Origin of the sequence: Leucobacter celer subsp. astrifaciens, assembly GCF_001273835.1 — a bacterium.
In the GTDB taxonomy this organism is placed as follows: domain Bacteria; phylum Actinomycetota; class Actinomycetes; order Actinomycetales; family Microbacteriaceae; genus Leucobacter; species Leucobacter celer.
In genome coordinates, this window is the sequence record NZ_JHEI01000132.1 from 25118 (window position 1) to 42943 (window position 17826).

At 72.1% G+C, this 17826-nt stretch carries 18 protein-coding genes; 9 read left to right on the forward strand and 9 right to left on the reverse strand.

The annotated features are described in order from the left end of the window. Positions 1-44: 44 nt before the first annotated feature. Both AMS65_RS00990 and AMS65_RS00995 read left to right on the forward strand, forming a co-directional pair. Positions 45-1496 carry a catalase gene (locus AMS65_RS00990; RefSeq protein ID WP_053382322.1) on the forward strand — a complete coding sequence of 484 codons (1452 nt, stop codon included), beginning with the start codon at positions 45-47 and terminating at the stop codon, positions 1494-1496. A gap of 136 nt (positions 1497-1632) precedes the next feature. Then, entirely contained in the window at positions 1633-1917 is a 285-nt protein-coding gene (locus AMS65_RS00995; protein ID WP_053382323.1) for a hypothetical protein, read from the forward strand. A gap of 117 nt (positions 1918-2034) precedes the next feature. On the opposite strand, the gene AMS65_RS01000 is transcribed toward AMS65_RS00995, so the two are convergent. The 6 genes from AMS65_RS01000 to mvk form a co-directional block, all read right to left on the reverse strand. Then, positions 2035-3240 (reverse strand): hydroxymethylglutaryl-CoA synthase, encoded by a 1206-nt coding sequence (locus AMS65_RS01000; protein WP_053382324.1) that lies wholly within the window; start codon positions 3238-3240, stop codon positions 2035-2037. Continuing rightward, a complete protein-coding gene (locus tag AMS65_RS01005) occupies positions 3237-4307 on the reverse strand; it encodes a hydroxymethylglutaryl-CoA reductase (protein WP_053382325.1) in 1071 nt (356 codons plus the stop codon). The genes AMS65_RS01000 and AMS65_RS01005 overlap by 4 nt, the downstream gene beginning before the upstream one ends. Positions 4308-4383: 76 nt before the next feature. Then, a complete protein-coding gene (gene fni / locus AMS65_RS01010; protein ID WP_053382326.1) occupies positions 4384-5466 on the reverse strand; it encodes a type 2 isopentenyl-diphosphate Delta-isomerase in 1083 nt (360 codons plus the stop codon). Further along, on the reverse strand, positions 5456-6607 hold the full coding sequence (locus tag AMS65_RS01015) for a phosphomevalonate kinase (RefSeq protein WP_053382327.1): 1152 nt from the start codon (positions 6605-6607) through the stop codon (positions 5456-5458). The genes fni and AMS65_RS01015 overlap by 11 nt, the downstream gene beginning before the upstream one ends. After that, positions 6604-7629, reverse strand: coding sequence for a diphosphomevalonate decarboxylase (gene mvaD, locus AMS65_RS01020; RefSeq protein WP_053382328.1), 1026 nt, complete (start codon positions 7627-7629; stop codon positions 6604-6606). The genes AMS65_RS01015 and mvaD overlap by 4 nt, the downstream gene beginning before the upstream one ends. Beyond that, positions 7626-8615, reverse strand: coding sequence for a mevalonate kinase (gene mvk, locus AMS65_RS01025; protein WP_083451394.1), 990 nt, complete (start codon positions 8613-8615; stop codon positions 7626-7628). The genes mvaD and mvk overlap by 4 nt, the downstream gene beginning before the upstream one ends. Before the next feature lie 245 nt (positions 8616-8860). Here mvk and AMS65_RS01030 point away from each other — a divergent pair, with 245 nt between their 5' ends. The 6 genes from AMS65_RS01030 to AMS65_RS01055 all read left to right on the forward strand — a co-directional run bounded on the left by AMS65_RS01030 (position 8861) and on the right by AMS65_RS01055 (position 13987). Further along, entirely contained in the window at positions 8861-9673 is an 813-nt protein-coding gene (locus AMS65_RS01030) for an ABC transporter ATP-binding protein (RefSeq protein ID WP_053382573.1), read from the forward strand. Continuing rightward, a complete protein-coding gene (locus tag AMS65_RS01035) occupies positions 9670-10365 on the forward strand; it encodes an ABC transporter permease (protein ID WP_053382329.1) in 696 nt (231 codons plus the stop codon). The genes AMS65_RS01030 and AMS65_RS01035 overlap by 4 nt, the downstream gene beginning before the upstream one ends. After that, positions 10362-11078: an ABC transporter permease gene (locus AMS65_RS01040; RefSeq protein ID WP_053382330.1), complete on the forward strand. Its 717-nt coding sequence runs from the start codon at positions 10362-10364 to the stop codon at positions 11076-11078. The genes AMS65_RS01035 and AMS65_RS01040 overlap by 4 nt, the downstream gene beginning before the upstream one ends. A gap of 2 nt (positions 11079-11080) precedes the next feature. Continuing rightward, complete coding sequence (locus tag AMS65_RS01045) at positions 11081-12034, forward strand: ABC transporter substrate-binding protein (RefSeq protein ID WP_053382331.1); 954 nt, start codon at positions 11081-11083, stop codon at positions 12032-12034. 13 nt (positions 12035-12047) lie between these two features. After that, the gene (locus AMS65_RS01050; protein ID WP_053382332.1) at positions 12048-13481 is read left to right on the forward strand and encodes a mycothione reductase; all 1434 of its coding nucleotides are present in this window, start codon (positions 12048-12050) and stop codon (positions 13479-13481) included. Positions 13482-13648: 167 nt separating this feature from the next. Next, on the forward strand, positions 13649-13987 hold the full coding sequence (locus tag AMS65_RS01055; RefSeq protein ID WP_053382333.1) for a TfoX/Sxy family protein: 339 nt from the start codon (positions 13649-13651) through the stop codon (positions 13985-13987). 150 nt (positions 13988-14137) lie between these two features. Here the strand turns inward: AMS65_RS01055 and AMS65_RS01060 are convergent, their stop codons facing one another. Further along, positions 14138-14563, reverse strand: coding sequence for an NUDIX hydrolase (locus AMS65_RS01060; RefSeq protein ID WP_241489290.1), 426 nt, complete (start codon positions 14561-14563; stop codon positions 14138-14140). Between the two features lie 9 nt (positions 14564-14572). Then, positions 14573-15367, reverse strand: coding sequence for a M15 family metallopeptidase (locus AMS65_RS01065; RefSeq protein ID WP_241489291.1), 795 nt, complete (start codon positions 15365-15367; stop codon positions 14573-14575). Positions 15368-15551: 184 nt separating this feature from the next. Between AMS65_RS01065 and AMS65_RS01070 the strand changes: the two genes are divergently transcribed. Continuing rightward, positions 15552-16802 (forward strand): CapA family protein, encoded by a 1251-nt coding sequence (locus tag AMS65_RS01070; protein WP_053382334.1) that lies wholly within the window; start codon positions 15552-15554, stop codon positions 16800-16802. 1 nt (position 16803) lies between these two features. Here the strand turns inward: AMS65_RS01070 and AMS65_RS01075 are convergent, their stop codons facing one another. Continuing rightward, on the reverse strand, positions 16804-17664 hold the full coding sequence (locus AMS65_RS01075) for a carbon-nitrogen family hydrolase (protein ID WP_053382335.1): 861 nt from the start codon (positions 17662-17664) through the stop codon (positions 16804-16806). Positions 17665-17826 lie beyond the last annotated feature (162 nt).

Consider the following 17826-nt stretch of genomic DNA (forward strand, 5'->3'; position numbering starts at 1 on the left):
GCGGGGCGCTGCTTCGCCATGCCTGAAAACACCGAAGGAGACCCATGTCCACCTCTTCAACCACCACCCAGACGGGAACCCCGGTCGCGAGCGACGCCCACTCCCTCAGCGCGGGACCCGACGGAACCATCGCGATCCACGATCGATACCTGGTCGAGAAGCTCGCCCAGTTCAACCGCGAGCGCATCCCCGAGCGCGTCGTCCACGCCAAGGGCGGGGGAGCCTTCGGCGAGTTCGTGGTCACGGGCGACGTCTCCGCGTACACTCGGGCGGCGGTCTTCCAGCCCGGTGCGGTGACCGAGACGCTGCAGCGCTTCTCCTCGGTCGCGGGCGAGATGGGATCGCCCGACACCTGGCGCGACGTGCGGGGCTTCTCCGTGAAGTTTTACACCAGCGAGGGCAACTACGACATCGTCGGCAACAACACCCCCGTCTTCTTCATCCGCGACGGCATCAAGTTCCCCGACTTCATCCACTCGCAGAAGCGCCTGCCCGGCTCGGGGCTGCGCGACGCCGACATGCAGTGGGACTTCTGGACCCTCTCGCCCGAGTCGGCGCACCAGGTCACCTACCTCATGGGCGACCGCGGGCTGCCCCGCTCCTGGCGCCACATGCCGGGCTTCGGCTCCCACACCTACCAGTGGATCAACGCCGCGGGCGAGCGCTTCTGGGTGAAGTACCACTTCGAGGCGCTGCAGGGCAACGAGGAGATGAGCGGGGCGCAGGCGGAGGACATCGCCGGCGCCGACGCCGACCACTACCGCCGGGACCTCTACGAGGCGATCGAGCGCGGCGACTTCCCGGCGTGGCGGGTGTCCGTGCAGGTCATGCCGTACGAGGACGCCAAGACGTACCGCTTCAACCCCTTCGACCTGACCAAGGTCTGGCCGCACGCCGACTACCCGCTGATCGAGGTGGGTGTGCACACGCTGAACCGCAACCCCGAGAACTTCTTCGCGCAGATCGAGCAGGCGGCGTTCTCGCCGGCCAACACGGTACCGGGCATCGACATCAGCCCCGACAAGATGCTGCAGGCGCGCGTGTTCTCGTACCCCGACGCGCAGCGCTACCGCGTCGGCACCAACTACAACGAGCTGCCCGTCAACGCCCCGGTCGCACCGGTGCACAACTACTCGCAGGACGGCGCGGCTCGGTACGGCTTCAAGCCCGCGGACGCACCCGTGTACGCGCCGAACTCGAAGGGCGGCCCCGTCGCCGACCCGCAGCTGGCGGGAGCCGGATCCTGGGAGTCCGACGGCGAGCTGATCCGCTCCGCGGCCACGCTGCACGCCGAGGACGACGACTTCGGGCAGGCCGGGACCCTCTACCGCGAGGTGTTCGATGCCGCGGCGAAGGAGCGGTTCCTCACGACGATCACCGGTGCGGTCGGAGCCGTGCAGAGCGACGAGATCCGGGAGCGGGCGATCCAGTACTGGACCAGCGTCGACGCGGAACTCGGCCGGGCGCTGCGCGCCAACCTCACGAGCGCGCAGTAGCTCGAGCGCCGTTTCGCCGAATGCCGCGGCGCCCATGAGCGCCCGATGATCCGGCACCAGACAGGGATCTGCGGGCGGCGCCGGTCATCTCGACGCCGCCCGCAGATCGCACATCACCAGCAGACAGGAAGCTTCCATGAACAGGGAACAGCAGCAACAACAGGACGGTCACGCGCCCGGCGCGATGCAGCGGGCGATGGGGAGGGACGCGCACGACGAGATCCTCCGAGAAGCGCTCGAGCGGGTCGACGGCGCCCCCGCTCCGACGGTGGGGGTCATGCAGGCCAGCATGGGGCGTGAGTCCCGGGTGCGCGCCGCTCACACGGTGATCCGCTCCTACCTCGACGAGCACGGCCTCGCCGACACGCGCTCGTGGGCCCAGCGCCTCGCGGAGAGGGCGCCGGAGCACTCCGCGCGCTGATCGCTCTCCTGCCGCTGATTGAGCGAGCGGAGCGAGTCGAAATCATCATCACTGGGTTTCGACTCGCTCCGCTCGCTCAACCGGCGGCGCGCTCGCTCAGCGGATCCTGCCTCCCGCTCAGCGGGCGGTGGTGCGCTCGTACTGCCGCGCCTGCCCGCGCAGGCCGGCGAAGCGGAAGGGCGCGCTCGTGACGCGCGGCGTCTCGACGTCCTCGGCGCTGGGGTAGGCGCGCGCGTGCAGCTCGCGGTACTCCGGCACCTCGAGCGGCACGCGGGCGTCGAGCGCGGCCGCCACCCGATCGGCGCCGCTCCGCGTCCGGTAGCCGGGCTGCACGATCCCGGTGAGGAACTCGCTCACGCTGCCCGAGCCGTAGCTGAACATCCCGACGCGCCGACCCGCGAGCTCGGCGTCGTGGTCGAGCAGCGCGGCGAGCGCCGCGTAGAGCGAGGCCGTGTAGCTGTTGCCGAGGCGGCGATTGTAGATCGACCCCGTGAAGAGGCCCATGTCCCTGGCCTCGCCCGCCGCGGCCTGCTCGGCCTGCGTCAGTGCCGCGCTCAGTTCGGCGCCGGTGTGCTCGGCAAGGCGCTGCTGCCCCTTCTTCGCCATCTTGGTGAAGGGCTGGTGATAGAGGATCCGGTCGACCTCGTCGATGCCGGGGCCGCCGCGGGACTCCAGATCGTCCCACGAACCCGTGAGCGCGTCGAGGTACGCCGAGACCGACAGCGCGCCGTCGACCACGGCGGTCGACGAGTCGTTGGGGCGCCAGAAGTCGTCGACGTCGTCGGTGTAGAGCCCGGCCGCCCGCTCGATCTCGACGAGCGCGGGATCGGCGCTCACGAGCATCGCCACGGCGCCCGCGCCCTGCGTGGGCTCGCCGGGGGAGTCGAGCTCGTAGCGCGCCACATCGCTCGCGATGACGAGCACCCGCTCGTCGGGGAAGCGGCTGACGATGCCGACCGCGGCCTGGAGGGCGGCGGTGCCGCCGTAGCAGGCCTGCTTGAACTCGGTGACGCGCACCTGCTTGGGGAGCCCGAGCAGGCGGTGCACCGAGACGCCCGCGGCCTTGGACTGGTCGACGCCCGACTCGGTGGCGAACAGGATCGTGCGGATGCCCTCGATGCCGTTGCGCTCGAGGATGGGCAGCGCCGCGGAGGCCCCCATTGTGATGATGTCCTCGTCGGGTGCGGGGAAGCTCATCTGATCCTGACCGAGACCGAGGTGGTACTTGGCCGGGTCGGTGCCGTTGGATTCGGCGAGCCGGGTCAGGTCGACCACGTGGTGCGCGGTCGCGAGTTCGAGATCGTGAATACCGATCGACGTCATGCGCTCGGCTTCTCCTTCCGCTCCATGAGCAGGTGCGCTGCCATGAGCTCACCGGGGTTGGTCTGGGCAGCGAGGAGCGAGAGCTCCCCGCAGAGTACGGTGGCGGCCATGAGGGCGGCCAGGCGGCGGGCGTTCGCACCCGGTTCGCGCTCCTCGCGGCAGCCGAGCCGTTCGAGGTTGGTGTTCACGTGGGCGAGGTGCTTGCCGTTGCCCACGGTGCCGACGATGAGGTGCGGCAGCGTGCACGAGAAGTACAGCCCGCCCTCGCGGTCCTCGGCGTAGGTGATGCCCTGCGATCCCTCGACGATGTTCGCGGCGTCCTGGCCGGTGGCGAGGTAGAAGGCGAGCAGCATGTTGGCGTAGTGCGCGTTGGCCGAGCGGATCGCGCCGGCGATCGTGCTGCCGACGAGGTTCTTGCGCACCGAGAGGTCCGCGATCCGGCGGGCGGTGGTGCGCAGGCGGCGCTCGACGACCTCGTGGGGGAGCAGGATCTCCGCGACCACGTTGCGGCCGCGGCCGAGGATCCCGTTGACCGCGGTCGCCTTCTTGTCGGAGCAGAAGTTGCCCGAGATCGAACCGTAGTCGAGCCCGAGACCCCACGACAGGATGCGCTGCATGAGGGCGTCTGAGGCGTTCGTGACCATGTTGTGCCCCGACGCGTCGCCCGTGAGGAACGCGAAGCGCACGAAGAGCAGGTTGCCCACGACCTCGGGGTGCGCCTCGAGCAGCTGCGCGTGGCGGCTGCCGGCCGAGACGACCTCCTGCAGCTCGGGCAGACGCTGCTGGATGGTGCGGGCGGCGGCGTCGGCCCCGACGGCGCCCTCGGCGACGAAGAGCACGGAGCGGGTCATGCGCTCGCCGATGACGACGGTGCGGATGCCGCCGGGGATCTCGCGGGAGATGCTGGCGCCGCGGCCCACCGAGGGCCACAGCGGAGTCTCGTAGGTGGCGAGGGGCACGGCGATCTCGCTGTACGGCGCGTCGGTCGTGATGTCGTCGCCGCTGACGCGCAGCGGGCCGACCCAGCGGGTCGGGATCTCGGTGACGATGGTGTCGGAATCGTTCACGGCGTCTCTCTTCTGGATGGGGGCTGCGGATGCTCGGGAGGGCGGCGGTTCTCGGGCCGCGCGGGGGCCTGCGGCGTCAGGGGCCGGATCGCGCGGCGAGCGCCGCGGTGTCGATGCCGCGCAGCCGGCAGAACTCGGCCAGCCGGCCTCGCACGAGCAGGTCGGAGGAGGCGAGTTCCGCGGGCGCGGCCGCGCCCAGGAGCGCGAGGATCGCGGTGGTCTGGGCGATCCAGCGCTCGATCAGCGGCACGAGGGCCTCGGCGCCGCCGTCGAGCACGGCCTCGAGGAAGCTCCCGGCGACGCCCACGGCGCCGGCCCCGGCGGCGAGCGCCTTCACCACGTCGAAGGGGTTGCGCACCCCGCCCGAGGCGAGCAGCGCCGGCCCGTGCTCAGGGGCGTCGAGCAGGCACGCCAGGGCCGACTGGCCGAAGCCCGAGAGCATGGAGAAATCCTCGCCGCTGCGCCTGGCATCGGCGTCGTGCCGAGCGTTCTCGATGCGCAGGAAATCGGTGCCGCCGGTTCCGCTGACGTCGGCGACCCGTGCGCCGAGCTCGCCGAGCCGCTGCAGGGTGCGGCGGCTGAGGCCGAAACCCACCTCCTTGACGATGACCGGCACCGGCGAGGAAGCGATGATGCGCTCGACCGAGTGCTCCCAGCTCGAGAAATCGCGCGTGCCCTCGGGCATCGCGGTCTCCTGCACGGCGTTGAGGTGCAGCTGCAGCGCGTCCGCGTGCAGCAGCTCGACGGCGCGCGCCGCGTCGTCGGCGCTGCGCCCGACGCCCAGATTCGCCATCACGAACCCCGAGGGGTTCTCCTCGCGGATCACCGCGAAACCACGGGCCGCCTCGGGGTGGTCGAGGGCCACCGACACCGAGCCGCACGCCATCGGCATGCCGGTCTCGCGGGCGGCGATCGCGAGTTCGCGGTTGATGCGGGTGGTCCACTCCGTGCCGCCGGTCATGCCGTTCGCGTAGAAGGGGGTGGCCCAGCGCCACCCGTCGACCTGCACCGAGAGGTCGACGCGGTCCGCGTCCACCCCGGCGAGGGCGTGGTGCACGAACTCGAGGTCGTCGAAGTCGTTGCGAGACGGGGCATCGTCGCGCTGCTCGCGGGCGATGCGCACGTGGTCGTCCTTGCGCGATGCGCGTTCAGAGCTCATCGCTGTTTCCTCCAACGCTGTTTCGCCCGTCGGAGTCTTCCTCCGCGGGGTGCACCGAGAGGGGCAGTCTCAGAATGCCGTGCGCTTCCCACTCACGCAGGATACCGCTCGTGTCGAGGTCTCCGGGAGCGAGCAGGATCCCGCAGTCGCCCCCGCCGGCGCCCGACGGCTTCGCCGCGGCGCCGTGCCGCTCGGCGATCTCGCAGAGGGTGCGCAGCTGCTCGGTCTCGATCCGGATGCCCGATGAGGCGCCGAGCCCCTGCAGCAGCCCGCGGGCGCGGCGCACCGCGTCGAGAGCCGACGCCGGATCGGACTGGGTGAGGCCGCGCACCAGCTCGTCCACGCAGGCTCGGCTGTTCTCGACGAAGGAGGCGCCGTCTCGACCCTCGCCGCCGTTCCCGTTCTCGGCGGCGTCGACGCGCGCCGGGCGTCCCACCTCCGCGACGAGCCGCTCGGTGGAGGCGGGCGATCCCGTCCAGCCCACCAGCAGCCGCAGTCCATCGGGCTGCCGCAGGCGGGTCACCCCGAAGCCGTGCCACGCCTCTTCGGAGCGCAGCGTCGCGGCGACCCCGTGCCGAGCCCGGTGGGCGCGCAGCGCATCGCGATCGGGCGAGGTGTAGCGGATCCAGCCGCCGAAGGTGCTCGCGGCCAGGTCTCCGCCCGAGGCCCGCGGGGCCACCTCGACGGTGGCCAGCAGTGCGAGCCTGCAGCGATCCGCGAGAGCGAGGTTCAGCCCGTAGAACTCGTCGAGCGCGGCGATGACGGCCACCGTGACGGCCGCCGACGACCCGAGCCCGAACTTGCGGCCGCTCTCGTCGTCGAGCTCGCTGCCGATGTCGAGATCGAAGTACCGCGGCGGCAGCTGTCGTTCCGCCCGCAGCTCCTCGACGGTGGCGATCGCCGAGAAGACGTAGTCGATCGGCTCGTGCTCCAGCACGATGCGCCCGCTGTCGCGATCCCGCACCCACACCAGCGGGGAGCTCTCGTAGGCGTTCGACCGCACGCGGCCGGCGCCGCTCGCCTCGGTCAGCCTCACGGAGAGGTAGCGGTCGACGGCCACGAGCACGGCCGGTTCGCCCGGTTCGACCACCGCGTACTCGCCGGCGATGTAGAGCTTGCCGGGGGCGCGGGTCTCGATCATGCGGTGGCTCCGGTTGCGAGCTCGGGATCGGCGGCGATCAGCTCGGCGCCCGCTCCGGCGCCGACCACCCTCACGCGGCCGAACTCCTGCAGCGCGTCGGCGACCGCGTCGGCGTCGGCCGGTCGTGCGATCACGCAGACGTTGGGCCCGGCGTCGGCCGTCGCATACGCCTCGACGCCGCGATCCCGCAGCGCCACCACCGCGTCGAACACGGCGATGCTCGTCGGCGACAGGTAGCGCACGGGCGGATCGGCCGACTGGATGACCGCGTGCATGCGCAGGGCGTGCGACTCGGTGATGCGCCCGATGCGCGTGAAATCGCCGTCGCGGCAGGCCTCGAGCATGGCCTCGAGGCTCTGCTCGGTGCTCGAGACCCAGCCCGCGTAGAACGGGGAGGTGAGCGCGGTGAGGCGCATCGCCTCGCGGCTCGAGATCGCTTTCTGGCGCTCGTCGACGGTCACGATCACCATCCGCATCTCGGGAGCCGGGACCGGCTCCGCGAAGGAGGTCTCGTCGCCGGTGCCTGCGTGCCAGACCGAGACGCCGGGGATGATGGAGCGCGCGGCCGATCCCGAACCGCGGCGCGCGAGCCTGCTGAGGGAGGCGGGATCGAGCGGGAGCCCGTACGCCGCCGATGCCGCCGTCGCCAGCGCCGCGAATCCCGACGCCGACGACGCGAGGCCGGCCCCCGTGGGCGCCTCGTTGCGGGAACGCACGATCGCGTGCGCGGTCGACCCCGCGCGCTCGCGTACGAGGTCGAGGAAGCGGGCCACCCGACGCAGCCGGTCGCCGTCCTGCGGCTCGCCGTTCAGCTCGAAGCGGTCCTCGGCGGCGGTCGGGTCGAGCGTCACCGTCGTGGTGGTGGCGTAGGCGTCGAGCGTCAGCGAGAGGCTGCCGGCGGCGGGGAGCATGAGCGCCTCGTCGCGCTTGCCCCAGTACTTGACGAGTGCGATGTTCGGGAAGGCCCGGGCCGTCGCGGCGCGTTCGGCGGCGGATCCCGTCGCGGCGCTCGCGGCGCTCATGCGGCTGCCACCGTGGTGGTCCAGGTGCGGGAGGCGCCCGCGGCGCGCAGCGCGAGCGCGATGTGCTCGGCCTGATCCTCGGACTCGGCGAGCGCGAGCACGCAGCCGCCCAGGCCGCCGCCCGTGAGCTTGGCGCCGTGGGCGCCGGCGGCGTGCGCGGCGTCGACCAGCGCATCGAGCTTCACGGTGCTCACTCCGATGCGCCCGAGCAGCTCGTGGGCCTCGAGCATGCGCGAGCCCAGCGCCGCACGATCGCCCAGCTCGAGATCGAGCACGGAGCCCTCGGCGATATCGGAGAGCTGTGCGATGGCCTGCTCCATGCGCAACGGGTCGGCGGCGCGGCGCTCGCGCACGCCGGCCACCGCCTCCGCCGTGGAGCCGGGCGCGCCGGAGTCGGCGAGCACGAAGGTGAGCGGAGCGCCCACGCCGGTGGCGCGCACGCGGCCCCCGTGGAAGCGGATCGGCCCGGCCGCCGCAACGGCGCGCGCGTCGATGCCGCTCGGATTGCCGTGCGCCACGCGCTCGGCGCGCTGCACGATCTCGTGGAACTCGTCGGCGCCCAGCTCGACCCCGGCGAGGTCGGCCGCGGCGCGTGCGATCGCGGCCGCCACCGCCGCGCTCGAGCCGAGGCCGCGACCGTGGGGGATCGCGCTGCGTACGCGCAGCTGCACCTGTTCGCCCGAGACGCCGACGCTCGCGAGGGCCGCCCGCACCGCCGTGATGACGGGGCGCAGCACGTCGGGGGCCGAGGAGGCCGTTCCGGCGAAGAGCTCGCTCTCGATGCGCAGCTCGGAACCCGGGGTCGACCTGATGGAGGTCTCGACCTCGAGCTGGTGCAGGGGTACCGCGATCGCCGGTGCCCCGTAGACGACGGCGTGCTCGCCGAAGAGGATGGCCTTCGCGTGCGCGGTGCCGACGCCGACGCGGTGATCGCTCGCTGATTCGGCCCCGGACAGCCGGGGGCGCATCGGGAGGGAGGAGTTCATGCGGGTCCGTTTCGATCAGTTCCGCCGCCGCGCAGAGCGGCGGACACGCAAGAAGAGGGACGGACCTCGCCGTCCCTCTTCCGCCAGTTCAAAGCTCTAGTTTACGCCAGGGCCTCTGAACGTCGCCACATATTCGCTCTACACCATGCCGCTCAGAGCGGACAAGCCCGTTCCCGCGGCGATCCCGGCCTCGTTAGGGTGGATCAGGAGCACCGGTGCGGGCCGGCCCGAGGGAGGACGTCGACATGATCGAGTTCGAGCACGTGTCGAAGGAGTACCCGGGAAGCGCGAGGGCCGTGGCGGACTTCTCCTGCGTCGTCCCCTCCCACCGCACCGTGGTGCTGGTGGGCTCGTCGGGATCGGGAAAGACCACGCTGCTGCGGATGGTGAACCGCATGGTCGATCCGACCTCGGGGCGCGTGCTCATCGACGGCCGCGATGTGCGCGAGCGCAACCCGGTCGAGCTGCGCCGTTCGATCGGCTACGTCATGCAGCACGGGGGCCTCCTGCCGCACCGCACCGTGATCGACAACGTGGCCGCCGTGCCGATCCTCACCGGCACGTCCAGACGCGCGGCGCGCGCGGCGGCGGCGGGCCTGCTCGAGCGCGTCGGGCTCGATCCGGCCCTCGGCCGCCGCTACCCCGGCCAGCTCTCGGGCGGCCAGCAGCAGCGCGTGGGCGTGGCCAGGGCGCTCGCAGCGGACCCGAACATCCTGCTCATGGACGAGCCCTTCGGCGCGGTCGACCCCATCGTCCGGCGGGAGCTGCAGCGGGAGCTGCTGGAGCTGCAGTCCGATCTCGGGAAGACGATCGTGTTCGTCACCCACGACGTCGAGGAGGCGTTCCTGCTGGGCGACGAGGTCGTCGTGCTCGAGACCGGGGGCCGGATCGCTCAGCAGGGCGCCCCCGCCGAGATACTCGCGCACCCGGCGAGCGACTTCGTGCGCGACTTCGTCGGGGCGGATCGCGCCGAGCGCCGCCTGCGCGCCGTCGAGGTCGACGGGCGCCGCATCGCGCTCGACGGTGAGGGCCGGGCGGTGGGGGTGCTGGAGCCGTGAACTGGCTGATCGCCAACTGGGAGACGGTGGCGGGTCTCGCGCTCGAGCACCTGCTCCTGAGCGTGCCGGCGATCCTCGTCAGCGTGCTCGTCGCCGTGCCGCTGGGGCGTCTCGCGTTCCGCAGGCCCCGGATCGGCGGACCGCTGCTCTCCGCGGCCACGCTCGCCTACGCGATCCCGGCTCTGCCGCTGCTGATCATCATCCCCGCGATCCTCGGCACCCCGCTGCGGTCCTGGCAGACGATGGTCGCGGCGCTCACGGTCTACGGGGTGGCGCTGCTCGTGCGCACCGCCTGCGACGCCTTCTCCTCCGTGGACCGCCGCGTGCGCGATGCCGCCGTCGCGACCGGTTATTCGCCGTGGGGCGTCTTCTGGCGGGTCGACCTGCCGCTCGCGGTGCCCGTGCTCGTCTCCGGTGTGCGGGTCGTGGCGGTCTCGACCATCAGCCTCGTCACGCTCGGCGCGCTCATCGGGGTGCCGAGCCTCGGCACGCTGCTGACCGACGGATTCCAGCGGGGGATCGCCGCCGAGGTCTGGACCGGGGTGCTCGCGACCGCGGTGCTGGCTCTGCTGCTTGACGCGACGGTGCTCGGGATCGGGCGCGCGCTCGCGCCCTGGAGCCGGCCGGCGGCGAGGCCCGGGCGGCTGCGCGCTCGCGGCGGAGCCCGGCTGCCGAAGGGGGCCGCGTCGTGAACCTCTTCGGAGAGGCGCTGGCCTGGCTCGCCGACGCGGCGAACTGGTCGGGGCCCGGCGGCATCCCCACCCGCACGCTGCAGCACCTCGGCGTGACGGCACTCGCGCTGGCCCTCGCGGCTGCCGTCGCCCTCCCCGCCGGAGTGCTCATCGGGCACACCCGTCGCGGGGCGGGTCTCGTCGGAGGCCTCACGGGAGCCGCCAGGGCGCTGCCGACGCTCGGCCTGCTGACACTGTTCGGGCTCGCCCTCGGCATCGGCCTCGCGGCCCCGCTGCTCGCGCTCGTGGTGCTCGCGATCCCGTCGCTCCTCGCGGGCGCGTACGCCGGGGTTCAGGCTGTCGACGCCGCCGTGCCCGATGCTGCGAAGGCCGTCGGCTTCACCCCGGCACAGGTGGTGCTGCGCGTCGAGCTCCCGCTCTCCCTCCCCGTCATGCTCGGCGGGGTGCGCGCGGCGACGCTCCAGGTCGTCTCGACGGCGACGCTGGCCGCCTATACGGCCGACATCGGGCTCGGCCGGTACCTCTTCGCGGGCCTCAAATCGCGCGACTACGCCCAGATGCTCGGGGGAGCACTGCTCGTGGTCGCGGTGACCCTGCTGCTCGAACTGCTGCTCGCGGCGTGCCAGCGCGCCGCCGCCGCGCGCTTCGCCGGCCCGGGAAACCGGCCGGCCCGTCGCATCCGACCACTCACCACCGACCGAGAGGAACTCTGATCATGCCCCGTCGCACCACTCCCGCCGTATCCGCCTCCCGTCTGCGCGCGGGTGCGCTCGCCGCAGGCGCGCTCGCCCTCTGCGCCGGGCTGCTCGCGAGCTGCGCGAGCAGCGATCCGCTCGCGGCTCCGGAGGCCCCGGCCGGGGGATCCGGCGACACGATCGTCGTCGGCTCGCAGGACTACTATTCGAACGAGATCATCGCCGAGATCTACGCCCAGGCCCTCGAGGCAGGCGGCTACGAGGTCGACCGCCAGTTCCGCATCGGGCAGCGCGAGGTCTACCTGCCGGAGATCGAGGCGGGATCGATCGACCTGTTCCCGGAGTACACCGGCAACCTGCTCCAGTTCTGGGACCCCGAGACGGAGGCGCGGCTCGCCGACGACGTCTACGCGGAACTGGAGGGGGCGACCCCCGACGGACTCCGCGTGCTCGCGCAGTCGCCCGCCTCCGACCAGGACTCGTACATGGTGACGCGCGACTTCGCCGAGACCTGGGATCTCGAGAGCATCGAGGATCTCGCCGACGTGACCGAGCCGCTGACCCTCGGTTCGAACTCCGAGGCCGAGAGCCGGCCGTACGGGCCGGAGGGGCTCACCGGGGTCTACGGCATCGAGGGGGTCGCGTTCACGCCCATCGAGGACGGCGGCGGACCCCTCACGGTGAAGGCGCTGCGCGACGGCGCGATCCAGCTCGCCATCATCTACACGGCCGACCCCACGGTGGCGGAGAACGATCTCGTGCCCCTCGAGGACACGAGGGGCATCTTTCTGGCCTCCCACGTCGTGCCGCTCGCGAGCGACCGCGTCGACGCGGGGGCGGCGGAGATCATCGACGGCGTCAGCGCCGCGATGAGCCCCGAGGATCTCGTCGCCCTCAACGCCCGCAGCGTGGGCGAGGAGCTGGCCGCCGACCGGATCGCGAGCGACTGGCTCGCCGAGGAGGGCCTGGTCTGAGAGGATGAGCCCCATGCGCACCATCACCGCCGACCTCGCGATCATCGGCTCGGGATCGGGCAACTCGCTCGTCACCCCGTTCTGGGACGAGCGCCGGGTGGTGATCGCCGAGCGGGGCGTCTTCGGCGGTACGTGCCTCAACGCGGGCTGCATCCCGACGAAGATGTATGTGCGCCCGGCGGCGCTCGCACGCTCGACCGAGGAGGCGGCGAGACTCGGCGTCACCCAGCGCACCGAGGCCGTCGACTGGCCGGGGATCCGGGATCGCATCTTCTCGCGCATCGACGCGATCTCGGCCGCGGGGGAGCACTACCGGGCCGAGGAGCTCGACAACGTCTCGCTCGTCTCGCAGGAGGTGCGGCTGAGCGGCCTTCGCTCGTTCATCGCCGATGACGGCACCCGCGTCGAGGCCGGGCAGCTGGTCATCGCGGCGGGATCGCGCCCCGTGATCCCGGACATCCCCGGCATCGAGCTGCCGCAGGTGCACACCTCCGACACGGTGATGCGCCTCGACGAACAGCCCCGCCGGGTGCTGATCATCGGCGGCGGCTACATCGCGTGCGAGTTCGCCGGCATCTTCTCGGGGCTCGGCTCCGAGGTGGTGCAGGTGGTGCGCGGCAACGGCCTGCTGCGCGGGCTCGACGCCGAGATCTCGGAGCGCTTCACGGCCGAGGCCGCCAGACGCTGGGAGGTGCGGCTCGGGTGCGTGGTGCGTGGGATCGAGGCTGCCGGGTCGGGCGTCCTCGCCGAGCTCGCGCACGCCGGCGCCGAGCCCGGAGCCGTCGAGGCCGAGCGGATCGCCGCGGACGTCGTGCTCGTCGCCGTGGGCCGGATCCCGAACTCCGACCTGGTGGGCGCCGCCGAGGCGGGCCTCGACCTGCACCCCGACGGGCGCATCGCGGTCGACGCCTTCCAGCGCGTGCTCTCGGGAGGCGAACCCGTGCCCGGGCTGTACGCGCTGGGCGACATCTCCTCGCCGTATCAGCTGAAGCACGTCGCGAACCACGAGGCGCGCGTCGTGGCGCACAACCTCGAGCATCCCGACGACCTGCGCCGCTCCAGGCAGGACACGGTGCCGGCCGCGGTGTTCAGCGATCCCGAGCTCGCCCGGGTGGGCCTCACGGAGGGCGAGGCCATCGCCTGGATCGGCGCCGAGCACGTCACCGCCAAGACGCAGCGCTACGGCGACACCGCCTACGGCTGGGCGATGGAGGACGCGACGGGGGTGTTCAAGGTGGTGGCGGATCGCCGCGACGGGCGGATCCTCGGCGCCCACGCGATGGGGTATCAGGCGTCGAACCTCATCCAGACGGTGGTGATGGCGATGAGCTTCGGGATCGACGCGCACACGGCGGCGCGAGGGCAGTACTGGATCCACCCGGCGCTCATGGAGGTCGTGGAGAACGCGCTGCTCGGCCTCGACGTGCCCGAGGGGCCGGCGCTGTAGGCGCACCGGCCCGGCGCGGTTCTGCGCGCCTCTCCGGACCGCCGAGACCGAGCCCATTGCACGAAACCGAGCCTTGCAGCGGGGATACTGCACGCGGTTTCGAACAATCGGCTCGTGCTCGGCGGGATCATCCGTGCGAGCTCCAGCAGGCGGAGTACCCTGGCCGCATGGGAACGCGAGCCGAGACGATGGAGTTCCTCACCGACCAGCTGACGGCGCTGCCGAACATCCGCACGCGCCGCATGTTCGGCGAGTACTGCCTCTACTGCGACGACAAGCCGGTCGCCTTCGTGTGCGACGACGAGCTCTTCGTCAAGCCCACCGAGGCCGGCCGGACGTACATCGGCGATCCCGAGGAGGCGCCGGCGTACCCCGGGTCGAAGCTCTACTTCCGCATCGGCGGCGACCGGTGGGAGGACCGCGACTGGTTGACCGGCCTCATCTCCGAGACCGCGGCGGCGCTCCCCGCGCCGAAGCCGAAGAAGCCGCGCCGGTCGGCCGGCTGAGCGAGCGCAGCGGCTGCGGGGCCGGGCCCCCGTTCCCGCTGGTTGAGCGAGCGCAGCGAGTCGAAACCCGCGGTGGGACGGCGAGGTGGATCCTGCGACTCCGGCTCGTTCCTCGCCTGCGCGCAGGATGACGGATGGGCCCCGGGCGGATCAGTCGCGGCCGAGCAGAGCGGGGAACACAACATCCGTGTTGAGCGGAGCCATGTCGGCGCGCGGCACCGCGGGATCGACCCATTCCAGGTGCTCGATCTCGGCGCGTGCGCTGGCCGATGCGGCCGCCGGCACGAAGGGGTGCTCGAACACCGAGGCCTCCACTGTGTGCCCCGGTTCGTTGGCGGCCGCCGCGCGGAACACGCCCAGAACGTCGAGCCGTTCGCGGTCGAGCGCGATCCCGAGCTCCTCCTCGAACTCCCGCACGGCGGTGTCGCGAGGATCCTCGCCCCGCTCGTGCTTGCCGCCGGGCAGCATGAGCGACGCCGTGCCGCGCTTGCGCACGTTGAGCACGCGACCCCGATCGTCGCGCATGACGACCGCGCTGACGCGGATGACGGGCTGGGGATCCGAGGTACTGCTCACCCGACGAGCCTACTCCGCGTAGCCGGGAGCAGCGGGGAGGCCGAAGAACTCCTCGAGCGTCGTCACGCCGGTCGTCCGCATCTCCTGCGCGAGCTCGGTGCCGACGTAGCGGAAGTGCCAGGGTTCGGGCATGAAGCCCGTGATCTCCTGCTTGCCCTCGGGGTAGCGCAGCACGAAGCCGTGCTCGGCCGCGTGCTCGGCGAGCCAGACGCCGGCCGGGGTCTCCCCGAAGCACGAGGCCAGGTAGCAGGCGCCGTGGTCGTCGAAGTCGACGGCCAACCCCGTCTGGTGCTCGGAGTGCCCGGGCCGCGCCGAGTAGGTGTCGGCGGCCTCCTGACCGTCTCGCGCCACATAGCCGTCGTAGAGCCCGACCTGGGTGGCGTAGTCGCGGTGGGCGCTGATGATGCGCACGTTCAGGCCGTCCGCAGCGGCTGCGGCGATGAGGCTCTCGACGGCTCGCGCGGCGGGCTCGCGCAGCGGCTGCGCGTACTGGTTCTCGACGCCCTCGGGCATCGAGAGGTCGTCCGGCGTGAAGTCGAGGGGTGCGAGCGGGCGCAGTTTGTTGCTGACGACCCAGATCGAGGCGGGATCGTCGATGGAGTGGGCCTCCCGGTCGAACGCGGGCTCCTCGGGTGCTTCCGGCTGCTCCGGGGCGGCGGTGGTCTCAGGTGGGGTCGTCGCCGTCGGCGGGGCGGTCTCTTCGGCGGGAGCGGGCTCGGGCGCGCACCCCGCGAGCAGCGGCAGGGAGGCGCAGAGCAGCAGGGCCGCGGCAGCGGCGCGGGTGCGGGAGCGGATCATGCTCATCAGCCTAATCCTCGCCGACGGGACGGCTGCGCGGATCGGTCACCGCTCAACCGATTCTTCGGCCCTCACCGTTGCTTCGGATCGATCTTGCCGGTTTCATCCGAGACACCGGTGAGAGCCGAATCACGGGATGGGTGGAGGGCGGGGAGGGTGAACGTCGGCGGTCAGATCTAAGGTGGAGTACATGACCGACGAAACCGGCCGATGGCTCTCCCGCAGGACCAGGCTCACCATCACGATCGTGGTCGCCGCACTCGTGCTTGCGGGCGCCGGCGTCGCGACCGCGATGCTGCTGGGCGGCGGAGACGCGGATCCCGCGCCGACCGCGACGCAGAGCCCGGCGCCCCCGGCGGACGACGGCGACGAGGAGGAGCCGGTAGCCGACGAGCCCGAGGAGCCGCAGCCGCTGCGGGTCATCGCGATGGGCGACATGCTGCCGCACGACTCGGTCAACGCGAACGCCGAGCGCGACGGCGGCTACGACTACGCCCCCTTCTTCGACGGCATCCGCGCCCAGCTCGACGCGGCCGACGTGACCTTCTGCAACCAGGAGGTGCCGAGCGCCGGGGTCGAGTTCGGCATCAGCGGCTACCCCACCTTCAACGCCCCGGTGGAGTTCGCCCGCGACCTGCGGGGGGCTGCGGGATGCGACCTCGTCAACCTCGCCACGAACCACACCGCCGACAAGGGCGCAGCCGGGGTAGCGGCCACTCGCGCCGCCTGGGACGGGCTGGCCCCCGCCGTCGTCGACGGGGCCAACCGCAGCGCCGAGGAGCAGCGCGCGGTGACCGTGCTCGAGCAGGACGGGGTGCGGATCGCGCTCGTCTCGTTCGCCGAGTACTCGAACGCGCCGATCGACGGCGTCACGCTCAACATGATGGGCGACGACGCCCTGGTGAACGATCTCATGGCGCAGGCACGGGATCAGGCCGACGTGGTGATCGTCTCGGCGCACTGGGGCACCGAGGACTCGCACGACGTCAACGGTCAGCAGCAGGCCTTCGCGCAGCGGGTCGCCGACCTCGGCGCCGACGTGATCATCGGCACGGGGCCGCACGTGCTGCAGCCCGTCGCCTGGCTCGACCGGGCAGACGGCGGCCGAACGCTGGTGTGGTACTCGATCGGCAACATGCTCAGCACGCAGCTGGCGCTCGCCCAGCGCACGGGGGTCATCGCCGGCTTCGCACTCGTGCGCGGTGAGGCGGGTGAGGTGCGCGTGGAGAACCCCACGGCGATCCTCACTTACATGCACTACGACTGGAGCGCCGAGGAGGAGGCCGCGGGAGACCTGCTGGCGCGGCACAGCCTCTCCATCACCCCGCTCGCCGACTCGGCCGAGCTGCTGCAGCGCACGCGCTTCGGCGTGACACCCGAGCAGCAGATCGAGGCGTCGGCCGCGATCCTCGGCCCCGAAGTGACGATCGTGGAGCGGTAGTTCAGTCCGTCTCGGCTCCGACATCGGTGGAGAGCGCCGCATAGTCCCCGGTGCTGAGCCGGTCGGCGATCACGGGGAACTCCGTGCGCACCTCGGCGACGCGGCCCGGATCGAGGTCCACCACGAGCACCTCCTCGCCGTCGCCGCACTCCGCCACCACGCGGCCCGACGGGTCCACGACCCGGCTGAACCCGCCCAGCTGCACGGGTGCGTCGGCCTCGCCCTGGCTGCCGCAGGCGTTGCAGGCCAGCACCCACAGCTGGTGCTCGACGGCGCGCGCCTGGGTGAGCAGGCACCAGTGCTCGCGCCGCGCGGCGGGCCACGCCGCGGGCACGATGACGGCCTCGGCTCCGCGCGCGCTCAGCTCCTGCCACAGGCCGGGGAAGCGCAGGTCGTAGCAGGTGGTGCCCGCGGTGAGGCCGAGCGGTCCGGGCACGACGCTGAGCGAGGAGCCCGGAGTGAGCAGTTCCGATTCGAGCGACTGGTAGCCGAAGACGTGGATCTTGCGGTAGGTCTGCGCGATCCTGCCCGTCTCGTCGATCAGTACGGCCGTGTTGTGCAGTGCGCCGTCGCTCCCGCGCTCGATGATGCTGCCCAGGTGGATCGACGCCCCGAGATCCCGCGCCACGCGGCGCCCCATGGCGACCGTGGGTCCGTCGAGGGTCTCGGCCAGCTCGTCGTAGTGGTCGAAGGAGAAGTAGCCCGCGCTCCACAGCTCGGGGAGCACGAAGAGGTCGACGCCCGGATACCGGCGCAGCAGTTGATCGACCCGCTCGATGCGGGCCTCGCGCGATTCGTCCGCGGGGCTCGCGATCTGCACGAGTGCGACGCGGCGAGTGGTGGGATCGATGCTCGCGTTCATGCTGCCAGCCTACCCACCGGGTGCGGCCGCGTCTTGGGCCGGGGCTGCGAGTCAGCGATAGAAACGCGGAGTCTCGGATGGCTGCTTCGCGGCGCGCGAAACAGCCATCCGAGACTCGCCGTCCGGCGCGCCCCGCGGTGAATGACGGGTGGTCGCGGGCCG

Bases quoted from the DNA above. Each gene is read 5' to 3' on its own strand.
- AMS65_RS00990 (WP_053382322.1), top strand. From the start codon at position 45: ATGTCCACCTCTTCAACCACCACCCAGACGGGAACCCCGGTCGCGAGC.
- AMS65_RS00995 (WP_053382323.1), top strand. From the start codon at position 1,633: ATGAACAGGGAACAGCAGCAACAACAGGACGGTCACGCGCCCGGCGCG.
- AMS65_RS01000 (WP_053382324.1), bottom strand. From the start codon at position 3,240: ATGACGTCGATCGGTATTCACGATCTCGAACTCGCGACCGCGCACCAC.
- fni (WP_053382326.1), bottom strand. From the start codon at position 5,466: ATGAGCTCTGAACGCGCATCGCGCAAGGACGACCACGTGCGCATCGCC.
- AMS65_RS01015 (WP_053382327.1), bottom strand. From the start codon at position 6,607: ATGATCGAGACCCGCGCCCCCGGCAAGCTCTACATCGCCGGCGAGTAC.
- mvaD (WP_053382328.1), bottom strand. From the start codon at position 7,629: ATGAGCGCCGCGAGCGCCGCGACGGGATCCGCCGCCGAACGCGCCGCG.
- mvk (WP_083451394.1), bottom strand. From the start codon at position 8,615: ATGAACTCCTCCCTCCCGATGCGCCCCCGGCTGTCCGGGGCCGAATCA.
- AMS65_RS01030 (WP_053382573.1), top strand. From the start codon at position 8,861: ATGATCGAGTTCGAGCACGTGTCGAAGGAGTACCCGGGAAGCGCGAGG.
- AMS65_RS01045 (WP_053382331.1), top strand. From the start codon at position 11,081: ATGCCCCGTCGCACCACTCCCGCCGTATCCGCCTCCCGTCTGCGCGCG.
- AMS65_RS01050 (WP_053382332.1), top strand. From the start codon at position 12,048: ATGCGCACCATCACCGCCGACCTCGCGATCATCGGCTCGGGATCGGGC.
- AMS65_RS01055 (WP_053382333.1), top strand. From the start codon at position 13,649: ATGGGAACGCGAGCCGAGACGATGGAGTTCCTCACCGACCAGCTGACG.
- AMS65_RS01065 (WP_241489291.1), bottom strand. From the start codon at position 15,367: ATGAGCATGATCCGCTCCCGCACCCGCGCCGCTGCCGCGGCCCTGCTG.
- AMS65_RS01070 (WP_053382334.1), top strand. From the start codon at position 15,552: ATGACCGACGAAACCGGCCGATGGCTCTCCCGCAGGACCAGGCTCACC.
- AMS65_RS01075 (WP_053382335.1), bottom strand. From the start codon at position 17,664: ATGAACGCGAGCATCGATCCCACCACTCGCCGCGTCGCACTCGTGCAG.